The following is a 21,403-nucleotide window of genomic DNA, read 5'->3' as shown; positions in this document are numbered from 1 at the left end:
ACGTGCGCGCTACCCCGCGTCAGTGACGGCGGCCGGCGCGGGCGCCGGGGCCGGGATCTTCACGCCCTGCGAGGCCAGCACCGCCAGCCGCTCGCTGGACAGTCGCGCCGCCGTGGTGTTCGCGTGGTCCGTGGACACCTTGGACAGCACGGCCGCGGCCTCGTCCTTCTTGTCCTGCGCGATGAGCATCCGACCCTTGTGGTAGTCGCCCATGCCGGCCAGGAACTCACCGCCGCCCGCCGCGCCCATCTGCTCGAAGGACTTGATGGCCTCGTCGTACTTCTTCTCCGCCTCGAAGGCGTAGCCCTGTCCCTCCAGCGCGCCCGCGCGGAGCGGGTCGTTCTGGGCGGCGCCCTTCAGGAAGTCGCTGAACGCGGTCTGCGCGTCCGCGAAGCGGCCCAGGCGGAACTGCGCCTCGCCGAGCGACAGCGCCGCAGTCGTCGCCGACCGCGTCCCACCGTGCTCCTTGCGGAAGTCCGACAGCGCCGTCACCAGCGCCTCGTCGCGCTCCTTCACGTTCTTGAAAGGCGTCTCGGTGTCGCCGGGCTGCGCGGGCTGCACGCCCTCCACGGGACGATCCAGCACGGCGAGCGCCTGGCCCAACGCCTGGCCGGCCTGCGCCTCGCCGCGCTTGGACACCTCGCTGGCGATGGCCACACCCACGCCGCCCAGGATGATGACGGCCACGGCGATGCCGATGAGCTTCTGCCGCTGGATGAGCCAGTCACGCGCGTCAGCGCCGACCTTTTGGAAGGTGTCCGGCTGACGAAGCTCCTGCTGGCGAATCTTCTCGGTCTTGGTTCCAGCCACGTCGGTCAACCTCTCTCTGCGCTTCGGTGCTCTACCCTGTCGGAGAGCGGAAGAGCGGCGCACTGTACGGAGCGCGCGCCGCGAGTGTCAACGCACGGACGCTTCAGTGCTTCCCCTGATGGCTCGGCCTCTTTCGAGCCGCCCGCTTCGCCTGTCCGGGCCGCTCCCGGAACACCAGCCGGATGGGCACGCGCAGGTCGAAGGTCTTCCGGAGCTGATTGGTGATGTACCGCTTGTACATGTCCGGCACGCCCTCCGGATGGTTGCACGTGAGGGCGAACGTCGGCGGCGCCGACGTCACCTGGGTGATGTAGTACAGGCGCAGCGGCTTGCTCCGGACGATGGGCGCCGGGTGGTTGTCCACCATGTACTCCAGGAGCCGGTTGAGCTGGGGCGTGGGGGCCCGGAACCGGAACTGCTCGGCCAGCTCCACCGCCGCGTCCATGACCTTCTCCACCTTGGAGCCCGTCAGCGCGGACGTGAAGATGATGGGCGCGTAGCCCACGAACTTCAGCGAGTGCCGGAGCGACTCCCGGAACGCCTCCTGGCGGCGCTGATCCGCGTCGATCAGGTCCCACTTGTTCACCACGATGACCAGCGCCCGGCCGCGCTCCTCGGCCAGGCCCGCCAGCTTCGCGTCCTGGTCCACCGCGGGCTCCGTGGCGTCCATCAGCAGCACCGCCACGTCGCTGCGCTCCATCACCTTGAGCGCCGCGATGACCGAGTACTTCTCGATCTGGTGGGCAATCGTCTTCTTGCGCCGGATGCCCGCGGTGTCCGTGAGGAGCAGCTTGCGGTCCTTGTACGTCAGCGGCGAGTCGATGGGGTCCCGCGTCGTCCCCGGAATCTCGCTGGCCACCACCCGCTTCTCCTTCAGGATGGCGTTGACCAGGGTGCTCTTGCCCACGTTGGGCCGGCCGATGATGGCCACGCGGATGATGCCGTCGTCCGGCGGGGCCTCGGCGTCCTCGCCCTCTTCCTTGGGCGGCAGCTTCTCGACGACTTCGTCGAACAGCCCGGGCACGCCCAGGCCGTGCTCCGCGGACATGGCATGCACCTCGCCCAGGCCCATCTTGTAGAAGTCCGCGGTCAGCGACTGCATCTGCCCGCTGGTGGTGTCCAGCTTGTTCACCGCGACAATCACCGGCTTGCCGCTCTTGCGCAGGTACTTCGCCACCGCTTCGTCAGCGCCCGTCACGCCCTCCCGGCCGTCGGTGACGAAGATGATGACGTCACACTCCTCCACGGCCAGCTGGGCCTGCTCGCGCACCTGCTTGAGCAGCGAGTCCTTCTCGCCGGGGACGAAGCCGCCGGTGTCGATGAAGGTGAACGCCCGTCCACCCCACTGCGCGTCCGCGTAGTGGCGATCCCGCGTCACGCCCGGCTGGTCCTCCACCAACGCGATGCGGCGACCGATGAGGCGGTTGAACAGCGTGCTCTTGCCCACGTTGGGGCGTCCGACAATGGCTACCAGGGGCTTCATCTCAGTCGTATCCCAGCTTCTTGAGGCCTTCGGGGCGCTCGCTCCAGCGCGGCTCCACCCGGACACGCAGGTCCAGGTACACATGCGCGCCCAGCAGGCGTTGCACGGACTTGCGCGCGTCCGTGCCAATCGTCTTCAGCATCTGCCCCTGTTTTCCAATGATGATGGCCTTCTGGCTGTCGCGCTCCACGAAGATGGAGGCGGCGATGCGGATGAGTCCGCCCAGCTGGCCCGGAGGAGTTCCCGGCCGGGGCTCGCGCTCGGACTCGTCGAAGATGTCCACCATCACCGCGGTGGAGTACGGAATTTCCTGGCGGCAGTGCCGCAGCACCTGCTCGCGGATGTACTCGCTCACCAGCGTCCGCTCCTGCTGGTCGGTGAGCATGTCCTCGTCGAAGAGGTTCTCGCCTTCCGGCAGGTGGCTCAGCACCGTGGTGAACAGGCGCTCCACGCCGTCCTTCTCGCGCGCGGAGATGGGGACCACCTCCGCGAAGGGGAACTCCTGGCGGTACAGGTCGATGAGCGGAAGGATGGCTCCCTTGGGGATGGAGTCGATCTTGTTGATGACCAGGAAGGTGGGCTTGCCCAGCTTCTGGAGCCGCTCGAGGATGATGCGGTTGCCCGGGCTGACCTCGGGCTTCTCGCCGGCGGGCGGTTCAATCAGGAAGAGGACCAGGTCCACCTCCTCCGCGGCCTGGATCGCCGTCTCCACCATGTAGCGGTTGAGCTCCCCCTTGGCCTGGTGGATGCCGGGGGTGTCGAGGAATGCGACCTGCCCTTCAGGGCGAGTCACGACTCCGAGGATGCGGTTGCGCGTCGTCTGCGGCTTGCCGGAGACGATGGCGATCTTCTCACCGGTGAGCGCGTTGAGCAGGGTGCTCTTGCCCACATTGGGGCGTCCGATGAGCGCGGCGAAGCCGCTGCGGTGGTTCTTGGGAGAGGCCATTGCTTCGAAGGTGGTCTGGGAGTCCCTGTGTGGCTGGGAGCCCCTGAGGGGGAACTTCCAACAGCGCCCTATAACAGACCACCACCCCCGGCATCTGCCCGGGGCGGTGGTCAGGCGGGCGGCCTACGGCTGGGTCGTCGAGATGGTCAGCTTGTTGACCGTCACGGGCGTGCGGGGACGGTCATCACCATCCCGGGCCACCTTGCTGATCTTCTCCACGATGTCGTAGCCCTTCACGACCTCGCCGAAGATGGTGTGCTTGTTGTTGAGGTACGTCGGCTTCGACGTCGTCAGGAAGAACTGGCTGCCGTTGGTGTGCGGCCGGCCGATGTTCGCCATCGCCAGCAGGCCCACCTTGTCGAACGTGCGGCCGGACTGGAACTCGTCCTTCACGTTGAAGCCGGGGTTGCCGCGGCCGGAGCCGAGCGGACAGCCACCCTGAATCATGAAGTTGTCGATGACGCGGTGGAACACGGTGCCGTCATAGAACGGGCGCTTCGTCTTCTCCTGCGTCTTGGGGTCCGTGAACTCCAGTTCCCCCGTCGCCAGGCCCACGAAGCTCGCCACCGAATCCGGGGCGTCCTTCGGGAACAGCTTCACGACAATCTGCCCCTGCGTGGTGTCGAAGGTGGCGTAAAGGTCATTGCCCGCGCGGGCCTCGTCCGTCATTCCCATGCTGCCCTCCCGTCTTGCTTGATGGACCCGCCGAAGCAGCGGGTCCGTTTCACGTCCACTGCCCTAAAGTCCCGCCAACCTACCGGGAGGACTCGGGCCGAGCGCCCTGGGGCTTCGGCGTCACCGGGGGCTTCACCGGGGCATCCGCCGCCGGTCCCTTCCGGATGACGACGCCCGCGGGCGCCTTGTCGCTCAGCTCCACCCGGGTGAGCACCACCGGCGTCTGCGGCCGGTCGCGGTTGTCCCGAGGCACCGCGCCAATCTTCTCCACGACGTCGTAGCCCTTCACCACCTCACCGAAGAGGGTGTGCCTGTTCGTCAGGTGGTCAGGCGCGCTGGTGGTGATGAAGAACTGGCTGCCGTTGGTGCCCGGTCCCCGGTTGGCCATGGCCAGCTGACCCGGCTTGTCGAAGACGTGGCCATTGTTGAACTCGTCCTCGAAGCGATAGCCCGGGTCGCCCGAGCCCGTCCCCGTCGGGTCCCCTGCCTGAATCATGAAGCCCGGGATGACTCGGTGGAACACCGTCCCGTTGTACAGCGGCTTCTTCGACATCTCCCCGGACTTGGGGTCCCTCCACTCCTTCTCACCCGTGGCCAGCCCCACGAAGTTCGCCACCGTCTTCGGGGCGTCCTTGGAGAAGAGGCGGACGGTGATGTCGCCCTCGCTCGTCTTCAGCGTGGCGTAGAGGTCCTTGCCGGCCGTCACCTTCTTCGTCCACTTGCCGGGAGCCGCGGCGACAGCGGTACCCGCCACCAGGCAGGCCACCAGCGCGAACGTCAAACGGAGGGGGGAGGAGGGGCGCATGGGCGCGGCACCTTATTCCCCACCCCCTTCCCCACCAAGGGGTTTCACGCCGAGGTGTCGTCCGGTGGCACTTCCGGGGTGGGCGCCTCCACCGGGGGCGGCCCTCCCTCGGGGGGCGGAGGGGCGGCGCTCGCGGCGGTGGCGGCGTCCTGCTTGATGCGCTCCAGGGTGGCCTGCGCCGCGCACTGCTCCGCTTCCTTCTTGCTGCGGCCGGAGGCCCGGGCGAAGGGCGCGTCGCCCAGCGTCACCTCCACCTCGAACACCTTCGAGTGCTCCGGGCCCGCCTCCGAAATCACGCGGTAGCGGGGCGACAGCTTGAGCTTCTCGTGGGCCATCTCCTGGAGGAGCGTCTTGTAGTCCAGCCTCCCCTGGCCGCTGGAGACCTCATCCAGCAGCTCCGCGAAGCACCGGTCCACCAGGGCCACGGCGGGCTCCAGGCCCGCGCAGAGGTAGACGGCGCCGAAGACGGCCTCGAGCGCGTCCGCCAGCACGGAGTTCTTCTCGCGGCCGCCCGACAGGAGCTCGCCCCGGCCCAGCAGCAGCAGGTCCCCCAGGGGGATGGTGCGGGCCACCCGGGCCAGGCCGTCCTCGTTGACGATGCGGGCGCGCATCTTGGTGAGGTCGCCTTCGGGCATGCCTGGGAAGCGCTCCATCAGCCGGTGGCTGACGGCCAGGTTCACCACCGAATCGCCCAGGAACTCCAACCGCTGGTTGTCCTTGAGGTCCTTGTCCCGCGTCTCATTGACGTAGGTCTTGTGGGTCAGGGCCTCGAGCGCGATCTCCCTGCGCGAGAACCCCAGGCCCAGGCGCTTCTCCAGGGCCTCCACCCGCTCCGACACAGTCAGCTTCTCCACGGACGTCTTTCACTCCTGAGGCGCGTCCGGTCCGACCAGCCTCACGGCTTCGGGACGAACTTTCAGCAGCGCCGCCACCATCCGGACAATGCCCGGGAATTCATCCAGCTCGAACCGGCCCGCCCACACCTTGCCCTGAGCCCCCGCCAGCAGGCCCCGGAAGGTGCGTCCCGCCACCCTCGCGGCGGCGAAGCGATACGGCCGGCCCTCCACCTGCAACTGCGCCAGCAGCTCCAGGCTGCTCCGGGGCGGAACCAACGACTCCGCGCCAAACTTCTCCACGATGTCTGAAAAACGCACCAGCCCCGCGCCCGCGGGCGAAGGCTGTGGACGGCTCGCCGGCTCACCCAGCAGCGCCGCCAGATACCCCGTCAGCGCGGCGCGCTCGCGGAACTCCGACAGCTCCAGCGTGTGCCCCGCCCCCCCGGAGACCTCACCCGCGTCCCGCTGGGCGCGGGCAATGCGGAAGTTGCCCAGCCGGTCCGCCGCGAGCAGGACGGAGAGGTCGCCCTCCACCACCTCGGTGGTCAGCTCCAGGGTGTCCTGGTCCACGCGCGGCACCAGCCCCAGCACCTGGAGCTCCGCCGAACGACGCTGGACATGGAAGATGTGCTCGTTGAAGGCGTCCGACAGCAGCGCTTCGATATCCGCCACGTCGCTGAGGGCGCCGACGAGGATGGGCGCGAGTCCCACCACCGCCGCCGGGGAGATGGGGATGAGCCGGTCCCCCATCACCTGGAAGGTCACCTCGGCGATGAACGCCTTGGTCACGGGATTGACGAGAGGAGACGACTCCAGGTCCAGCACCGCTTCGATGCCGGCCACATCCTCACGTACTTGAAGCCCGAGTCCCTCCAGCCGTGCCGTGTCCATCAAGCCCCTTTGAAGGTCTCTCTCGCGATGATGGTGCGTTGGATCTCGCTCGTTCCCTCTCCAATTTCACACAATTTGGCGTCGCGGAGGTAGCGCTCGACGGGGAATTCGCGGGTGTAGCCATAGCCTCCGTGGATCTGCACCGCCTTGGAGGCCGCGCGCATGGCGACCTCGGAGGCGAACAGCTTCGCCATGGAGGCTTCCTTGGAGTACGGCTGGCCCGCATCGGCCATTCGCGCCGCGCGGTGGACGAGCAGCCGCGCCGCGTCCGTCTCCGTCTTCATGTCCGCCATCATCCAGCGCAGGGCCTGGAACTCGGAGATGGGCTGGCCGAAGGCGGTGCGATCCTTGGAGTAGCGCACCGATTCCTCCAGCGCGCCCCGGGCCAGGCCCACCGCCAGCGCGCCGATGGTGATGCGGCCCTTGTCGAGAATCTTCATCGTGTCGATGAAGCCGTGGTCGACCTCGCCGACGCGGTTCTCGTCGGGGACCTCCACGTTCTCCAGCACCAGCTCCGCCGTGTCCGACGAGCGCATGCCCAGCTTGCCGTGGATGGCGCGCTGGCTGAACCCGGGCATCCCCTTCTCCAGGAGGAACGCGGTGACGCCCTTCTGGCGCTTTTCCGGGGAGGTCACCGCGAGCACGACGAAAACGTCGCCCACGGTGCCCTGGGTGATGAACATCTTGGTGCCGTTGAGCACCCAGTTCTTGCCCTGGCGCACCGCGGTCGTCTTCATGCCGGACGCGTCCGAGCCGGACCCGGGCTCCGTCAGGCCCCACGCACCCAGGGCCTCCGCGGAGGCGAGCTTGGGCAGGTACTTCGCGTGCTGCGTCTCGTTGCCGAAGACGCGCAGGTGGCTGGTGCCCAGGCCGTTGTGGCTGGCCACCGTGAGGGCGAGCGAGCCGTCGTAGCGGGCGATCTCCTCCACGGCCACGGCCACGGCGAGCGAGTCCATGTCCGCCCCGCCGTACTTCTCCGAGACGAGGATGCCCATGACGCCGAGCTGGCCCAGCTCCCGGACGACTTCCATCGGGAACTTCTCCTCCTTGTCCCATTGGCCGGCGAAGGGCTTCACCTGGCGCTCGCAGAAGTCGCGGAGGGAGGACTGGAGGGCGCGATGACTTTCGGGGAGTTCAAAGTCCATGGTCGGGAGGATCTATAGCAAAGGGTCCCGGAAGGCAGCGGGCCTTCCGGGTAGGGCAAGATTCTCTACTCAAACGGGATAGACGCCGTGCTTCTTTTCGGCACGAGGCGTCTGGCGCGAGGCGTACAGCCCGTAGCGCTGGGTCAGCTCGTGACGCAGGCGCTCACCGGGGACGATGTCATCGATGACCAGTTCGCTGGCCAGCTTGTAGATGTCCACGTCCGCCTTGTACTCGTCGCGCAGCTTCTGGACGTAGGCGGGGCGCTCGGCCTCGGGCAGCTCTTGAATCTTGTTGTAGTAGACGGCGTTGACGGCCGCCTCCGGGCCCATGACGGCGATCATCGCCCCGGGCAGGGCCAGGGTGGCCTCCGGCGCGAAGCCCGGGCCGCTCATGGCGTAGAGGCCGGCGCCGTACGCCTTGCGCACGACGAGGCAGATGCGGGGCACGCTGGCCTCGGACACCGCGGAGATCATCTTCGCGCCGGAGCGGATGATGCCCGCGCGCTCCACCTTGGTGCCAATCATGAAGCCCGGCACGTCCGCCATGTAGAGCAGCGGAATGTTGAAGGCGTCACACAGCCAGATGAACCGGGCCGCCTTGTCCGCGCTGTCCACGAAGAGCACGCCGCCCTTGTACTTGGGCTGGTTGGCGATGATGCCCACCGGACGACCGTCGATGCGGGCAAGGCCGGTGATGAGTTCCTGGGCGAAGAGCTTCTTCACCTCGAACCAGCTCCCCTCGTCGATGAGCTCGGTGATGAGGGCGTGCATGTCGAAGGGCTTGTTCTGGTCGACGGGGACGATCTCCTCGACCTTCTTCCCGCTGGCCTTGGGCGCCTTGGACTCCGCGCGCGGCGGCAGCTGGCTGCAGTTCTCCGGAAAGTAGCTCAGGTAGTTCTTCGCCGCGGCGATGGCCTCCTGCTCCGTCTTCACCAGCACGTCGCCACAGCCGGAGATGGAGCAGTGCATCTTCGCGCCGCCCATCTCCTCGAGCGTCACCTTCTCGCCAATCACCATCTCCGCCATGCGCGGGCTGCCCAGGTACATGGAGGCGTTGCCGTCCACCATGATGACCAGGTCGCAGAACGCGGGGATGTACGCGCCACCGGCGGCGGAAGGTCCGAAGAGCAGGCACACCTGGGGCACGTCCCCGGACATGTGCACCTCGTTGTAGAAGATGCGTCCGGCGCCCCGGCGACCGGGGAACATCTCCACCTGATCGGTGATGCGGGCTCCCGCGGAGTCCACCAGGTAGAGCAGCGGGCAGCGCAGCGAGCGGGCGGTCTCCTGGATGCGGAGGATCTTCTCCACCGTGCGGGCACCCCAGCTGCCGGCCTTCACCGTGGAGTCGTTGGCCATGATGGCCACCGTGCGTCCGGCCACCTTGCCCAGGCCGATGACGACGCCATCCGAGGGCAGCTCCCCGTCCAGGTTGTTGGCGAGCTTCGCGTCCTCGACGAAGGAGCCTTCGTCGACCAGCAGGCGGATGCGCTCCCGCGCGAACAGCTTGCCGGCCTCCTGGTTCTTCGCGTGGTACTTCGGCGCGCCACCCTTCTCCACCTGGGCGATCTTCTCGAGCAGTTTCGTGTCTTGGGACATGGCCCGGGCGACATAGCAGAAAGGTCCACGGCTGGCTGCTCTCTCACCGAGGGCTCGACGCACCCTGTCGTCCAGCCGATGACGCGCCGAGCGAACCCCAGGGTCCGGGGGGTGGCGGCGCGGGCTCCCCTGCCTACCTTCAACGCTCGAAGGAGACGCTCCGCGGCGCGGCGCGTCCCCGACCAACACTGGCCCAGGAGGGATGCATGTTCGCGAAGAAGAAGGCGAAGTGGACGGCGAAGGGTTTGGCCAAGAGCGAGCTGTACCGCAAGTGGATGGCGCACAAGCTCCTCGACGAGCTTCCCCGCGTCGCCCGGAATCGCTGGGACGACTTCGAGCCGGATGATGCGCTGCGGCACGTGGGTCTGACGACCTACAAGCCGGGCCGCGCCGGGCTGGGCAGCCTGGGTCTGTTCCTCATCGGCGCGGTGGCGGGCGGCGTGGCGGCCCTGCTGCTCACCCCGAAGACGGGCGACGACCTGCGCAGCCAGGTGAAGGACAAGGCCATGGGCTACATGAACAAGCAGAACATCGGACTGGCGCCGGAGAAGAGCGCCAGCGCCTAGCGAGTGAGACTGCCTCGTCGCGCGGGCCACTCGTTCGCGAGGGTCCGACCCGACCAGGGTCACGAGGGCGGGGTCCGCGAGTCGCGGGCCGCCGCCCTTCGTGTGTTTCTCAGCGCCCCTTGAAGACGGGGGGACGCTTCTCCGCGAAGGCACGCAGGCCCTCGAGCCGGTCCTCCGTCTTGAGGACCTCTTCGTACTTGCGCAGCTCCAGCGCGAGCGCGTCGTCCAGCTCCAGGCCCATGCCCTCGTCGATGGCGTGTTTGGCCGTGGCCACCGCGATGGGGGCGTTGTCCACCACCGACTCCGCGAGGCCGTGCGCGACCTCCAGGAGGTGCCCTTCGGGCGCGAGCCGGTTCACCAGCCCCACGGCGAAGGCCTCCGCCGCGTTGAGGCGCCGGGCGGTGAGGATGAGGTCCTTGGCGCGCCCCGGGCCCACCAGTCGCGCCAGCCGCTGCGTGCCGCCGCCTCCGGGGATGATTCCCAGCTTCACCTCGGTGAGCCCCAGCTCGGCCGCCGGGGCCGCCACGCGCAAATCACAGGCGAGCGCCAGCTCGGTGCCTCCACCGAAGGCCGCGCCGTTGATGGCGGCGATGAAGACGCAGTCGCTCTTTTCAATCGCGCGGAACGTCTTGCGCAGCCCGTCGAGGAACGCGCGCACCTCGTCCTCGGCCATGCCCGCGCGCTCCTTGAGGTCCGCGCCCGCGCAGAAGGCCTTGTCGCCCGCGCCGGTGATGACGACCGCGCGAACCTGGTGCCCCGAGGAAACCCGAGCGACGAGCGCGCCCAGCTCCTGGAGCATGGCGCGGCTGATGGCGTTGCGGCGGCCCTCGCCGTCGATGGTCCAGATCTCGATGGCACCGCGTGCGTCGACCTTGAATTCCGGCATATCCGCTCCCCTTCCAGGGCCCGCCCGGCGGGCCGCTCTGGGACGCGGCAGAGTGCGGCGGGAAGGCGGGTCTGGCAAGGCGGAAACGGTTAGCATCCCCTCATGCCTTCGCCGCGCACCGTGCTCCGACAGCTCGCCCCGTGGGCCTCCTGGTGGCCCTCGGCCCTCGCCCTGGTGGCCCTGGCCCTCGTTCCCCTGGACGCCCTGGCCCGGGGCGGTGGTGGCGAGCACTACACGCGTCCCTCCTCGGACCGCGACGGCGGTGGCGATGGGATTCCCATCTGGATCCTCTTCGAGGCGTTCCGGCTGGTGTTCCGCTACCCGAAGGTGATGATTCCGCTGCTGGTCATCTGCGGCGTCGGGTACTGGCTCTACAAGCGCAACCTCCACCCGACGGCCACCACGCGCAAGGCGTTGGACCAGTACGAGGCGGACCAGCGCACCCAGGTGACTTCGCGCGACGTGTCCGGCTGGGTCAACGCGCTCAAGCTGAAGGACCCCGCGTTCGAACTGGAGCCCGTGCTCGGCAAGGTGCGCCGGCTGTTCATGGACCTGCAGCAGGCCTGGTTCCGCCGCGACATGACGCCGGTGCGGCCCTTCCTTTCGGACGCGACGTGGCAGCGCTTCGGCGTGCAGCTCAAGCTGCTGGATGCGCAGGGCATGCGCGATGCCATCACCGACATCGAGGTGCTCGACGTCCAGCTCATCGGTCTGGAGCAGAGCGAGTGGTTCGACAGCATCCAGGTCCGCGTCCAGGCGCGGATGCGGGACACGGACGTGTCCGCGAACGACACGGATGCGCAGGCGGTCGAAGCCGCGCGCAGGGCTCGGATGGAGACCTTCACGGAGGTGTGGACCTTCGTGCGCAAGCCGGGCGTGCAGACGCGCATCGGCGCGGACCTGTTCCAGGGCAAGTGCCCCAACTGCGGCGCCCCGTACAAGGGCGGTGCGGCCAACCGCTGCGAGTTCTGCAACGCGGTGGTGAACTCCGGCAACTACGACTGGACGCTCACGGAGATAACGCAGGGCGTGGAGCACTCGCGCTACCACCGGACGGTGGACGGGCTGATGCAGGCGCGGCAGGACGACCCTGCACTCAACCTGGAGGTCCTGGAGGATCGCGCGTCGCTGCTGTTCTGGAAGTGGATCGACGCACAGAGCCGGGGCGACACGAACGGCCTGTCCAAGGTGGCCACGCCGGATGCACTCGGGACGCTGAACTCCGACCTGGACGCTTTGCGTCGCCAGGGCCGGCGGAGGGTGTTCCTGGAGTGCGCGGTGGGCTCGGTGGATGTGCGGCTGCTGGAGGTGGACCCGCGAGGGTATGACCGCGCGCACGTGGAGATCCGCTGGAGCGCGCGCATGGGTGTGGGCCCCGTCAACGAGCGTCCTCCGCAGATCCCCACCCTGCCCCAGCGCTTCGTCTTCACGCTGGTGCGCAAGCATGGCGCGCGGACGAACACCGCGAACGGCGTGTCCACGGACCGCTGCCCTCAGTGCAACGCGCCGCTCACCGACAGCGCCGCCACGGCGTGCGAGTTCTGCGGCACTCAGCTCGCCAATGGTGAGCGGGACTGGGTGCTCGCGTCCGCGCTGCCCTTCGAGGCGTGGAATGTCCGCGAGGGAGCGAGCAGCTACCGGGCGCCGCCTGCCCGCGCGCCGGTGGCTCGGCCGTCAAACGGTGCGCCCGCGGTGGCCTCGTCGGGGAACGGCACGGACGCGGTGCTGGATGTCCAGGAACGGCATCGGCTGCTCTACATGATGGCCGCCATCGCCGCCTCCGACGGCACCGTGACTCCCGCCGAACGCCGGCTACTGAAGCTGTGCGCCGAACGCTGGGACGTCGAGTGGTCTCAGGTGGAGATGGCCCTCAACGCGGGGCCGCAGCTCTTCGAGCGACTGGTTGCCCGGGGCAGCCCCGAGGCGGAGGTCTTCCTGCGCAACATCGTCGAGATTGCCCTGGTGGATGGCCGCATCGACCGCAAGGAGCGCCGCATGCTGGAGTCCGCGGCGGGCCACCTGGGCCTCCAGGAGAAGCTGGCGTCGATGATCAGCGACCGTTGAAACGGCAGGGGGCGGGCCACCGAGCCCGCCCCTCCGGGAATCCGGCGAGACACACTCCGAGTATGATTACTGGGAGTGAAATCCAGCCCTGGGCCCGAGGGCTCAGGAGGGGCGGTGTGACTCGGGCTGATAGGTCTGGATGACCCGCTGCACCCGGTCGGTGACGGACTGGAGGGCAACGGTGGCTGAGGCGGCGGAATCCAAGCGGCCCAGGGTCTCCGTCATCATCGCGGACAGGTCATTCACGGCGCTGAAGAGCTGCGAGACGCCCGCCGCCTGCTGCCCCACCGCCGCTGAGATGCGGCGCACGCTGTCGGTGCTGTTCTCCATCATCGAGGTGAGGCCACGAAGGCTCTCGCCGGACTCGCGCACCACTTCCAGGTCCATCGACATCCGCTCGGAGCCCCGCTTGCTCGCGGTCATCACCGCCTGGATGGACTTCATCGTTTCGTCGAGGATGACGCGCACCTCGCCCGTGGCCTGCTGGGACTGGCGCGCCAGCCGACGCATCTCGGTGGCGACCACCGCGAACCCCCGGCCCGTCTCCCCCGAGCGCGCGGCCTCAATCGCGGCGTTGACGGCCACCATGTTGGACTGGTCCGCCAGGTCCTTCACCGTGGCGGCGATGTCGTTGAGCTTGCGGGCCCGCGCGCCCAGTTTCTCGAGCTGACCGGACAGCTCCGACGCCTGCGACCGGATGCCCTCCAGTCCCAGCATGCTCTTGCCAATCATCGCCTGGGCCGTGGTGCCCGCATCGCCCGCCTGGGTGGTGGACTCCATGATGACCTCCGCCTGCCGTGAGGTCTCCTCCGACGTGCGCTGAATCTCCGTCGCCGTCACCTGTGTCTCGGACAGCGCCTGCGCCTGCCGCGACAGCATCCGGCGCTGGTCCTCGGTGGTGATGGTCAGGGAGAGCATCGCCTCGGTCAGCTCCCGAGCGGAGTCCATCAGGGGCTCCACCACCCTCGCCTGGATTTCCCCCTGCGCCAGTTCCAGCCGCGCCTGCCGCGACGCCAGCTCCCGCAAGTCCCTTCGTCCGCTCAGGCACGTCAGGATGAGGAACACGTTCTCGAACACCACCCAGCCCGCGTGCTCCAGCGGACGCCACAGGCTCACCAGGTCCGTGCCGAACACCGACTGTGGCCAGAACAGCCCGCGCGCCAGGTGGTCCACCACCACCACGCCCGAATAGATGAACAGCACGCGCAGGTCTCGGTAGACGGCCAGGAAGGCCAGCGAGCCGAAGATGTGGAAGTGCGTCTCGATGCGGCCATCGGTGATGTGGATCAACAGCCCCGACGTCAGCGCTTGCGCCACCGCGATGGAGAAGCGCGTGGACACGCCCCCAGGACGCAGCAGGCTCAGTGACACGGGGAGGCTTGCCACCACGAGTCCGAGCACGCCCGCCGCCCAGACATGAGGGTGCACTTCACTCGAGGTCCCCGCCCACGTCCGTGGCGACAAGACGAGCGCGGTGAGGAGCGCCCCCAACCATTGAAGTCCCATCAGCACGGCGAACATCCGGTCCGTGCGGCGGTGGAGGGCAGATTGATGCGCGTCAAAGATGTCCGACGAGCGGTTCGCGAGGGCCGTCGCGTCGACCGTGTGGGTCATGAAGCAAGTCCAGGTGGGGGGTACAGGGTCGACTCCCACCCAGGCTAGCAGTGGTGCCCTCGTATCGGAACCACCGTCGAAATTTTACAGACTTGCCACCCCTCACGGAGGGAGTGACCCACGGAGCCGCTCCAGGCGAAATCCGTGGGAATGGCTCAGGTCTGCGCGCGGCGAGAGGCCTTCTTCTCGCGCTCGCCCAGGGCGGCCTGGAGGTACTTGCCCGCCAGCTTCCGGCCGATGAGCTCCTGGGCAATCTCCCCGGCCTCCACCAGCCGGTCCAGGTTGATGCCGGTGTCCACGCCCATGCCGTGGAACATGAAGACGGCGTCCTCGGTGGCCAGGTTGCCCGCGGCCCCGGGCGCATAGGGGCAGCCGCCCAGCCCGCCGATGCTCGCGTCGAACGTCGTCACGCCCGCGGACAGGCCCACCAGCGAGTTGGCCAGCGCGGTGCCTCGGGTGTCGTGGAGGTGCAGCGCCAGCTTCTCCACCGGAATGTGCTGGAGGAGCGCCTCCAGAATCTCTTCCGTCTGCCGGGGCGTGCCCACGCCAATCGTGTCGCCGAGGCTGAGCTGGTAGATGCCCGCGTCCACCAGGTAGCGGCAGATGTCCACCACGCGCTCCACCGGGACGTGGCCCTCGTAGGGACAGCCCCACACGGTGGACAGGTAGCCGCGCACGCGCATTCCGGCCTGGAGCGCGGCGGACGTCACCTCGCGAGCGCCCGCCATGGCCTCGGCGATGCTCTTGTTGATGTTCTTCTTGGAGTGGGCCTCGGACGCGGAGATGAACACCGCCGCTTCCTGCAACCCCGCCTCCTTCGCGCGCTCCAGCCCCTTGAGGTTGGGAACCAGCGCGGAGAACACCACGCCCTCGCGGCGCCCCACCAGCCGCAGCAACTCCTCCGCGTCCGCGAGCTGGGGAATCCACTTGGGCGACACGAACGACGTCACCTCGATGCGCTTCTCGCCGGCCGTCACGAGGGCGTCGATGAGCCGCGCCTTGTCGCGCGTGGACAGCGTGCGCAGCTCGTTCTGGAGTCCGTCCCGAGGGCCGACTTCGTACACGTCCACCCGCTTCGGCAGCTGGCTCAGCAGGGTTCCACGCGCTCGTGAATTCTCAGCCATCTCGCAGCACCGCTCCCACAATCAGGTCGGCCGACAGATGCGTCAGCGGCTCGCCATCGAGCCCGCCATGCACCCAGGAGATTGAAAACCCCGTGCTTTCCAACAGCCCGGCGAGATCCGCAAGGGGATAGTAACGAATGGCGTAGGACGCATGCAGGACGCGCCCGTCCACGAGGGTGAGCGTTCGTCGTCCCACGTCACGTCCCGTCGCCGCGTCGAAGTGACTCTCCTCATCCAGCACGCCACCACCGGGAAGCCCGCGCTGGAACGCGGCGTCGGGTGACGCGGCCAGTCGTTCGTGTGGCACCGTCTGGAACACCAGCCGCCCTCCCCGTCTCATGGCGCGCGCCAGCTCACGGAGGATGTGTACGTGCTCCTCGTCCGTGAAGGCGAACAGCGTGGAATACCACGCGTACGCACCGGACAGGCTCCCCTCCCGAAAGGGCAAGGCCCTCAAGTCTCCGCGCACCACGGGGAAGCCCGGGCGTCGCATCGACAGCGAGAGCGCGTCCTTCTCCAGGCCGATGACGCGACCGGCCAAGGGCCCCGAGGCCTGGAGCCGCGCGGCATGACGCCCATGTCCGCAGCCCAGGTCCACCACGGGCCCCGGGCCGGGGAGGTCGGCGAATGCGCGCGCGAGATAGTCCACCTCCCTCGCCGTGACGGACTCGGAGAGGAACGGCAGCGTGCTGCGCAGGTACAGCTCGCCGAAGAAGTCCACGCGCGCCCGTGGCGGCCGGGAAGTGCCGGGCCGCCCTCCTGCGAGTGGATGTAGCAACCGCGTCCGGGGCTCGCAATGCGCGCGCGGGAGCGGCGCCGTCAGCGTCGGGTCGACAGCTTCGCGCGCAGTCGGAGCACGGCCTCATCCAGCACCGCGTCCGTCTTGCAGAACGCGAAGCGGGCGAGCCCGTGCCCCAGGTGCCGATGCTCGGGCCCATAGAAGACACTCGGGGGAATGGCCGCCACGCCGACCTCCGACACCAGGTGCCGGCAGAAGGCCACGTCGTCCGGGAAGCCGAAGCCCCGGATGTCCGCGAGGATGAAGTAGCTGCCATCCGGGGTGTACGCCGGCAGTCCCGCCTCGCGCAGCCCGGCGAGCAGCCGCTCCCGTCTCGACAGGTAGGTCGCCGCCAGCTCCGCGAAGTACGCATCCGGCAGCCGGAGCGCCGCCGCCATGGCCGCCTGGAAGGGAGACGCCGTCGCGAAGGTGACGAACTGGTGCGCGCGCTGAATCGCATCGCGCAGCGGGGGCGGCGCGATGACCCAGCCCACCTTCCAGCCCGTGAGGCTGAACGTCTTGCCGCCGCTGCTCACCGTCACCGTCCGGTCCGCGAGCGACGGCACCGTGGCCGGGCGCACGTGGCGGGCGGGCGCGAAGGTGATGTGCTCGTAGACTTCGTCGGACAGCACCTTCACGTCATGCTCGGCGCACAGCGCGCCGATGCGCTCCAGCTCCTCGCGAGTGAAGACCTTGCCCGTGGGGTTGTGGGGTGTGTTGAGGATGAGCAGCCGCGTGCGCGGACCGAAGGCCGCGCGCAGCTCGTCCCAGTCGAACCACCACTGCGCATGCGCCGCGTCCGGTGGACGCAAGGGCACCCAGCGCGCGGTGGCGCCGACGAAGGTGATGTTGGCGTCGTACGAGTCGTAGAACGGCTCGAAGGCCACCACCTCGTCGCCCGGGTCCACGAGTCCCAGCAGCACATCGAGGATGGCCTCGGTGGCGCCGCTGGTCACCGTCACCATGGTGTCCGGGTCCACCGTCTGCCCATAGAAGCGCGCGGCGTGTTCGGCGATGGCGACCCGCAAGTCCCGGGCGCCCGAGCTCATGGCGTACTGGTTGACGCCCTCGCGGATGGCCCGCTGAGCAGCCTCCTTCACGGCGTCAGGTCCGTCGAAGTCGGGGAACCCCTGCCCCAGATTCACGGCGCCATGCTTCTGCGCCAGGGCGCTGAACTCCGAGAAGACGGTGGTGCCGAACCGGGACACGCGCTGCGACAACACGGGCCTGGACATGGGGGCTCCTGGCGGCCGGCGTCAGTCGCCGGACCGGGCTCAGGGGCGCAAGATAGCGTCCACCGGGACGGAACGCGCGGCTCTCTCGCTCTCGCGCTGGCGGGCCGCTCGGGACAGGGCCGCGGACATGCCCACCACCACCATCACCAGCGGCACGGCGCACAAGAGGTCCGTGGCGTAGTGGAAGCGCCCGGCCAGCGTCGCGACGATGAGCCCCAGGCCCGGCAGCAACATCACCCAGAACAGCTTCCGGGAGAACCGCCACGAGTAGAACAGCACCACCAGCGTGGTGCCGGTGTGGCCCGACGGGAAGCAGTCCCGACCGAAGAGGGGCCTGCGCATGATGGAGTCCAGCATCGGCGTCCACGTGCCCTGCAGCGGCCCGCTGAACGCGTCGACCAGGAAGTAGCGCGGCCCCACGGCGGGCACCAGCGAGTAGGCCGAGTAGTTGAGGATGAACAGCAGGCCCAGTCCCAGCAGGTACTCGTCGAACTCCGCCGAGGCGCCCCGCGCCCGGTAGTACAGGCCGATGCCCAGCACCAACGGCCAGACGAAGTGGCCGTAGTAGCAGACCATCAACACGTCGTTGAGCCACGGCGGCACGACGTGCGCGAGCACCACCGCCGCCTGGAACCCGAAGATGCGCTGGTCCGCCGCCACGAGCTGCGCGTCGCGCAGGAACGGGTTGAGCGTGTCCACCACCGGCGACAGCCACGAGTGCGTCAGCACCGCCACGGGCAGCAACCAGAAGTCGGCGATGACCGTCAACCAGCGCTGGCGAGGGAACCAGGACTCCAACGTCCGCAGCACCAGCGGACCGGCGGCCATGGAGGCGAACAGCCCCGCGTTGGGGATGGCCTGCGGCGCCCAGCGTCCCGGCCCGAGCAGGACAAAGGCCCCGAGCGAGCACGCAATGACGATGATGAGGTCCACCGCCCCCAGCCGGACCTGCGCATCACGAGGGCCATTCATGGGGACGGAGCCACGAAAGCTCTGGAAGGTCACGAGACTCACGCCGATTTCCGCTCCCCCGATGGCGCGGTGTCCTGACCGGCCATGTCGAGCTCCAGGCTCCGGACGACAGCACCCTCCCGGGCGACCGAGCCCTGCCTCTCCTTCCAGCGCTCCAGGAGGGCGAGCAGCGCGGGGAAGAAGACCGTGGTCCCCAAGAAGGTGCACACGACCCCAAGTAGCGCAATCTGTCCGATGCTGCGCAACCCCTGGTGGTTGGCCACGAGCAGCGCGCCGTAGCCCGCCGCGTTCGACAGCGTGGCCACCACGGCCGCCAGCCCCGTGTGCCGCACCACCTTGCCGAGCGAGCCGGGGCCCTCCTCCTCGTACCGGTGATACAGGTGGATGGAGTTGTCCACGGCGATGGCCAGGAGATTCGGCAGCACCACGGCGTTGATGAAGTTGAGCTGCACGTCGAACAGGTACATGCCGCCCGCCAGGCACGTCATGCCCAGGAACAGCGGCCCCGTCACCAGCAGCGCGCGCTTCAGGCTGCGCAGGCTCAGCAGGATGACGACAAACACCACCGCCGCCGCGGAGCACAGAATGAGCAGTCCGTCTCCGCGCACCAGCGCGAAGATGCGCGCGGCGATGCGGTTGCTGTCCAGGACGGACATCTCCACGCCCCGCGCCGTCGCTGTCTCCACCACCTGGTCAATCTGCGCGGCCCAGCGCTTCAGGTCGTCGGTGTCGTAGTTGGAAACGGAGGGGAACAGCAGCAGGAAGGTGCCCTGGCCGTCGGTGGCCAGGAAGCGACGGCGCACCTCCACGGGCAGCGAGTCCAGGCCGTAGGGCTTCGCTTCCACCATCTGCTCGAAGTCCTTCAGGCGCGGGTCCTCGTGCGCCGCCTCGGGCAGCCCCTGCAGCAGCGCCCGGATGCCGGCGATCTCCTTCTCCCGTCGCTCCAGGTCTCCCGGCACCAGGTCGTTCAGGGAGGTGGTGCGCAGGAACACGGAGTCGGCGCCGTTGCGCTGCTTCACCTCCGCGATGACCTGCTCCACCTTCGCCGCCTGGGTCAGGTCGTCGACCAGGAAGATGGCCGGGTTGAGCGGCTGTCCCAGTTGCTCGGTGACATGGTCATCCAGCCGCGAGGCCGGCGAGTCACCCTTCAGCTTGCGCATGTCCGTCTCGAACCCCAGTCGCGGGGCGATGGAGACGGAGAACGCGGCGAAGCCCACCACCAAGAGAGCCAGCAGCGCGATGACGGGCGTGGGCCAGCGCTTCCACTCCCGCGCCGGAGCCGGGGTCGCCGACGACGTGGCGGTCTCCGCCGACGCGGGCGCGCCGTCCTTGCGCGCGGGGCGCAGCCGCTCCGCGATGGCGAGCAGTGACGGTCCCAGCGCATAGGCCGCGATGACGGCGAGCAGCACGCCCAGGCCCGCCAGGAATCCGAACTGGTTGAAGGCGTGGAACTGCGCCAGGAGCAGCACGAAGAAGGCCGCCGCGTTCGTCACCGCCGAGGTGAGCGCGCCGCTGAACGTGCCGCGCACCGCCGTGGCCAGCGCGTCGCGGGACGAGCGCGTCCGCCGCTCCTCCCAGTAGCGCATGCACAGGTGCACGCCGTACTCGATGCCCAGGCCGATGAGGATGGCGACCAGGAAGCCCGTCACCACGTTGAGGTGGCCAATGGCGAGCTGCGCCACACCGAACGTCACCAGCAAGCCCACGACGACGGGCACACCGACGACGGCCAGCGCCGCGATGCGTCGCGTGGCCAGCAGGATGAGCCCCACCGCGATGAGCGCGGACAGCATGCCGGCGCGCGACAGGTCGCCCCGCATCACCGCGTCTTCCTCGATGCGGTTCTGGAAGTTGCCCGTGGCCTCCAGCTTCACCGCGGGAAAGCGCTCCGAGGCCAGCGTCCGGCCCGTGCCCATGGCCAGCTCCACGAAGCGGCGCGCGAAGGAGAGGTCTCCCGCCGTCCCCATGGGCTTGAGCATGAGGTACACCTCGGTGCCATCCGCGTTGGCCAGGTACTCGTGCACCGGCGCGTTGGGCGAGTGCTTGCGGGCAATCTCCTCGAACGTGGGCGGCGGAGGCGTGGCCCCCAGGTCGATGTAGAAGGGGTTGGCCTGCTGCCGCTCGTAGCGCACCCGCGCCGCCAGCTCCGTGCGCAACTCCACCAGCTTCTCCGCCGGCAGCAGCAACAGCCCGTGACGGCGGAAGAACTCCACGTCGTAGCTGTGCTCGACGTAGCGGACCTCCGGCAGGGCCTCCAGTCGCGATTTCAGCTCGCTCGCGTAAGCCTTCAGCCGCTCCGGCGTGTCCCCCTTCGCGACGATGACCAGGTACCCATCCCCGCCGGCCTTCTGCGACACGCGTGTCAGGTCCTGGACTTCACGGGCTCCCTGGGGAAGTAGTTCCACGAATGAACCACGAAACTCCAACCGCGACGCCAGTGCCATACCGCCCGCGGCGAGCAATGCGCAGATCAGCAGCACGTACCAGGGCCGGGAGACCGCCGTCTGGATGAACCCCTCGAACCACCGTTCCCGCAGAGACCTGGCCACCGTCCACTCCTCGATGAACGCCGGGCATAGCAAATTCCCGGCCATTCGTAGCCCCCCCAAACAACGGGCGGCTGGAAAGCCTTCCGCCGGTCATTCAGGTGCCGCCGGACGTGCAGCCGAGTACACACGGTACTTTCCAGTATCCACTGGAAGACGGTGCGATGCGGCGGGGTGCCACCAAAGAGCCAGTGCTGTCAAGGCACGGGCGTCAAAGGGCCTCTCGCATGGGACTCAAGCGACAGTCCGCGCCTTGACACTGCCTCTCGGCCTCTTTATTCACCGCCCCGCGTCCCCCGAGGGAGGTCGACGGACGCAAGGTTGCCCCCGGCTCGGGAACGAGCCCTGCATGGTGAGTGGCGACCGGAGCGATGCATCCGCCTGACAGGCGACAAACCCTCCCCCGACGCAGACATACAGAAAGACCA

The 21,403-nt window shown here is 68.6% G+C and carries 18 protein-coding genes; 2 read left to right on the top strand and 16 right to left on the bottom strand.

Translation table 11 applies throughout. The features are described from left to right. Positions 1 to 9 precede the first annotated feature (9 nt). From HUA74_RS18300 to HUA74_RS18260, 9 genes are all read right to left on the bottom strand, one after another. Complete coding sequence (locus HUA74_RS18300) at positions 10 to 810, bottom strand: tetratricopeptide repeat protein (protein ID WP_174455505.1); 801 nt, start codon at positions 808 to 810, stop codon at positions 10 to 12. Positions 811 to 913: 103 nt separating this feature from the next. Then, on the bottom strand, positions 914 to 2,293 hold the full coding sequence (der, locus tag HUA74_RS18295; RefSeq protein WP_174455504.1) for a ribosome biogenesis GTPase Der: 1,380 nt from the start codon (positions 2,291 to 2,293) through the stop codon (positions 914 to 916). A 1-nt stretch (position 2,294) separates the two neighbouring features. Next, positions 2,295 to 3,239 (bottom strand): GTPase Era, encoded by a 945-nt coding sequence (era, locus tag HUA74_RS18290; RefSeq protein ID WP_174455503.1) that lies wholly within the window; start codon positions 3,237 to 3,239, stop codon positions 2,295 to 2,297. A 123-nt stretch (positions 3,240 to 3,362) separates the two neighbouring features. Then, positions 3,363 to 3,914: a peptidylprolyl isomerase gene (locus HUA74_RS18285; RefSeq protein ID WP_174455502.1), complete on the bottom strand. Its 552-nt coding sequence runs from the start codon at positions 3,912 to 3,914 to the stop codon at positions 3,363 to 3,365. Positions 3,915 to 3,993: 79 nt separating this feature from the next. Next, a complete protein-coding gene (locus HUA74_RS18280; RefSeq protein WP_174455501.1) occupies positions 3,994 to 4,719 on the bottom strand; it encodes a peptidylprolyl isomerase in 726 nt (241 codons plus the stop codon). A gap of 44 nt (positions 4,720 to 4,763) precedes the next feature. Beyond that, positions 4,764 to 5,573, bottom strand: coding sequence for a ribonuclease III (gene rnc, locus HUA74_RS18275; RefSeq protein WP_174455500.1), 810 nt, complete (start codon positions 5,571 to 5,573; stop codon positions 4,764 to 4,766). A 9-nt stretch (positions 5,574 to 5,582) separates the two neighbouring features. Further along, the gene (locus HUA74_RS18270; RefSeq protein ID WP_174455499.1) at positions 5,583 to 6,446 is read right to left on the bottom strand and encodes a hypothetical protein; all 864 of its coding nucleotides are present in this window, start codon (positions 6,444 to 6,446) and stop codon (positions 5,583 to 5,585) included. Further along, the gene (locus HUA74_RS18265; RefSeq protein ID WP_141645880.1) at positions 6,446 to 7,591 is read right to left on the bottom strand and encodes an acyl-CoA dehydrogenase family protein; all 1,146 of its coding nucleotides are present in this window, start codon (positions 7,589 to 7,591) and stop codon (positions 6,446 to 6,448) included. The genes HUA74_RS18270 and HUA74_RS18265 overlap by 1 nt, the downstream gene beginning before the upstream one ends. 69 nt (positions 7,592 to 7,660) lie before the next feature. Next, positions 7,661 to 9,190, bottom strand: a complete 1,530-nt coding sequence (locus tag HUA74_RS18260) for an acyl-CoA carboxylase subunit beta (protein ID WP_141645879.1) — start codon at positions 9,188 to 9,190, stop codon at positions 7,661 to 7,663. A gap of 206 nt (positions 9,191 to 9,396) precedes the next feature. On the opposite strand from HUA74_RS18260, the gene HUA74_RS18255 reads away from it, so the two are divergent. After that, a complete protein-coding gene (locus HUA74_RS18255) occupies positions 9,397 to 9,756 on the top strand; it encodes a YtxH domain-containing protein (protein WP_141645878.1) in 360 nt (119 codons plus the stop codon). Positions 9,757 to 9,865: 109 nt separating this feature from the next. On the opposite strand, the gene HUA74_RS18250 is transcribed toward HUA74_RS18255, so the two are convergent. Continuing rightward, positions 9,866 to 10,642: an enoyl-CoA hydratase-related protein gene (locus HUA74_RS18250; protein ID WP_174455498.1), complete on the bottom strand. Its 777-nt coding sequence runs from the start codon at positions 10,640 to 10,642 to the stop codon at positions 9,866 to 9,868. A gap of 102 nt (positions 10,643 to 10,744) precedes the next feature. On the opposite strand from HUA74_RS18250, the gene HUA74_RS18245 reads away from it, so the two are divergent. Next, on the top strand, positions 10,745 to 12,706 hold the full coding sequence (locus HUA74_RS18245) for a TIM44-like domain-containing protein (RefSeq protein ID WP_174455497.1): 1,962 nt from the start codon (positions 10,745 to 10,747) through the stop codon (positions 12,704 to 12,706). Between the two features lie 102 nt (positions 12,707 to 12,808). Here the strand turns inward: HUA74_RS18245 and HUA74_RS18240 are convergent, their stop codons facing one another. The 6 genes from HUA74_RS18240 to HUA74_RS18215 form a co-directional block, all read right to left on the bottom strand. Further along, positions 12,809 to 14,320: a methyl-accepting chemotaxis protein gene (locus tag HUA74_RS18240; RefSeq protein ID WP_174455496.1), complete on the bottom strand. Its 1,512-nt coding sequence runs from the start codon at positions 14,318 to 14,320 to the stop codon at positions 12,809 to 12,811. 155 nt (positions 14,321 to 14,475) lie between these two features. Beyond that, entirely contained in the window at positions 14,476 to 15,444 is a 969-nt protein-coding gene (locus tag HUA74_RS18235) for a hydroxymethylglutaryl-CoA lyase (RefSeq protein WP_174455495.1), read from the bottom strand. Then, positions 15,437 to 16,165 carry a class I SAM-dependent methyltransferase gene (locus tag HUA74_RS18230; protein ID WP_141645873.1) on the bottom strand — a complete coding sequence of 243 codons (729 nt, stop codon included), beginning with the start codon at positions 16,163 to 16,165 and terminating at the stop codon, positions 15,437 to 15,439. The genes HUA74_RS18235 and HUA74_RS18230 overlap by 8 nt, the downstream gene beginning before the upstream one ends. Positions 16,166 to 16,263: 98 nt before the next feature. Then, positions 16,264 to 17,457: an aminotransferase class I/II-fold pyridoxal phosphate-dependent enzyme gene (locus tag HUA74_RS18225; protein WP_174455494.1), complete on the bottom strand. Its 1,194-nt coding sequence runs from the start codon at positions 17,455 to 17,457 to the stop codon at positions 16,264 to 16,266. 39 nt (positions 17,458 to 17,496) lie between these two features. Further along, positions 17,497 to 18,471, bottom strand: a complete 975-nt coding sequence (locus HUA74_RS18220; protein WP_371817257.1) for a phosphatase PAP2 family protein — start codon at positions 18,469 to 18,471, stop codon at positions 17,497 to 17,499. Continuing rightward, complete coding sequence (locus tag HUA74_RS18215) at positions 18,468 to 20,978, bottom strand: MMPL family transporter (RefSeq protein WP_174455493.1); 2,511 nt, start codon at positions 20,976 to 20,978, stop codon at positions 18,468 to 18,470. Before HUA74_RS18215 ends, HUA74_RS18220 begins: the two co-directional genes overlap by 4 nt. Positions 20,979 to 21,403 lie beyond the last annotated feature (425 nt).

Source organism: Myxococcus sp. CA051A, assembly GCF_013336705.1.
Lineage (GTDB): Bacteria > Myxococcota > Myxococcia > Myxococcales > Myxococcaceae > Myxococcus > Myxococcus llanfairpwllgwyngyllgogerychwyrndrobwllllantysiliogogogochensis.
Note: the sequence above shows the minus strand (reverse complement) of the source record. Positions and strands in the feature narration are given on the sequence as shown.

Coding starts and splice junctions, on each gene's coding strand:
- era (WP_174455503.1), bottom strand. CDS start 3,239: ATGGCCTCTCCCAAGAACCACCGCAGCGGCTTCGCCGCGCTCATCGGA.
- HUA74_RS18280 (WP_174455501.1), bottom strand. CDS start 4,719: ATGCGCCCCTCCTCCCCCCTCCGTTTGACGTTCGCGCTGGTGGCCTGC.
- HUA74_RS18240 (WP_174455496.1), bottom strand. CDS start 14,320: ATGACCCACACGGTCGACGCGACGGCCCTCGCGAACCGCTCGTCGGAC.
- HUA74_RS18265 (WP_141645880.1), bottom strand. CDS start 7,591: ATGGACTTTGAACTCCCCGAAAGTCATCGCGCCCTCCAGTCCTCCCTC.
- HUA74_RS18255 (WP_141645878.1), top strand. CDS start 9,397: ATGTTCGCGAAGAAGAAGGCGAAGTGGACGGCGAAGGGTTTGGCCAAG.
- HUA74_RS18250 (WP_174455498.1), bottom strand. CDS start 10,642: ATGCCGGAATTCAAGGTCGACGCACGCGGTGCCATCGAGATCTGGACC.
- der (WP_174455504.1), bottom strand. CDS start 2,293: ATGAAGCCCCTGGTAGCCATTGTCGGACGCCCCAACGTGGGCAAGAGC.
- HUA74_RS18270 (WP_174455499.1), bottom strand. CDS start 6,446: ATGGACACGGCACGGCTGGAGGGACTCGGGCTTCAAGTACGTGAGGAT.
- HUA74_RS18225 (WP_174455494.1), bottom strand. CDS start 17,457: ATGTCCAGGCCCGTGTTGTCGCAGCGCGTGTCCCGGTTCGGCACCACC.
- HUA74_RS18235 (WP_174455495.1), bottom strand. CDS start 15,444: ATGGCTGAGAATTCACGAGCGCGTGGAACCCTGCTGAGCCAGCTGCCG.
- HUA74_RS18260 (WP_141645879.1), bottom strand. CDS start 9,190: ATGTCCCAAGACACGAAACTGCTCGAGAAGATCGCCCAGGTGGAGAAG.
- HUA74_RS18285 (WP_174455502.1), bottom strand. CDS start 3,914: ATGGGAATGACGGACGAGGCCCGCGCGGGCAATGACCTTTACGCCACC.
- HUA74_RS18245 (WP_174455497.1), top strand. CDS start 10,745: ATGCCTTCGCCGCGCACCGTGCTCCGACAGCTCGCCCCGTGGGCCTCC.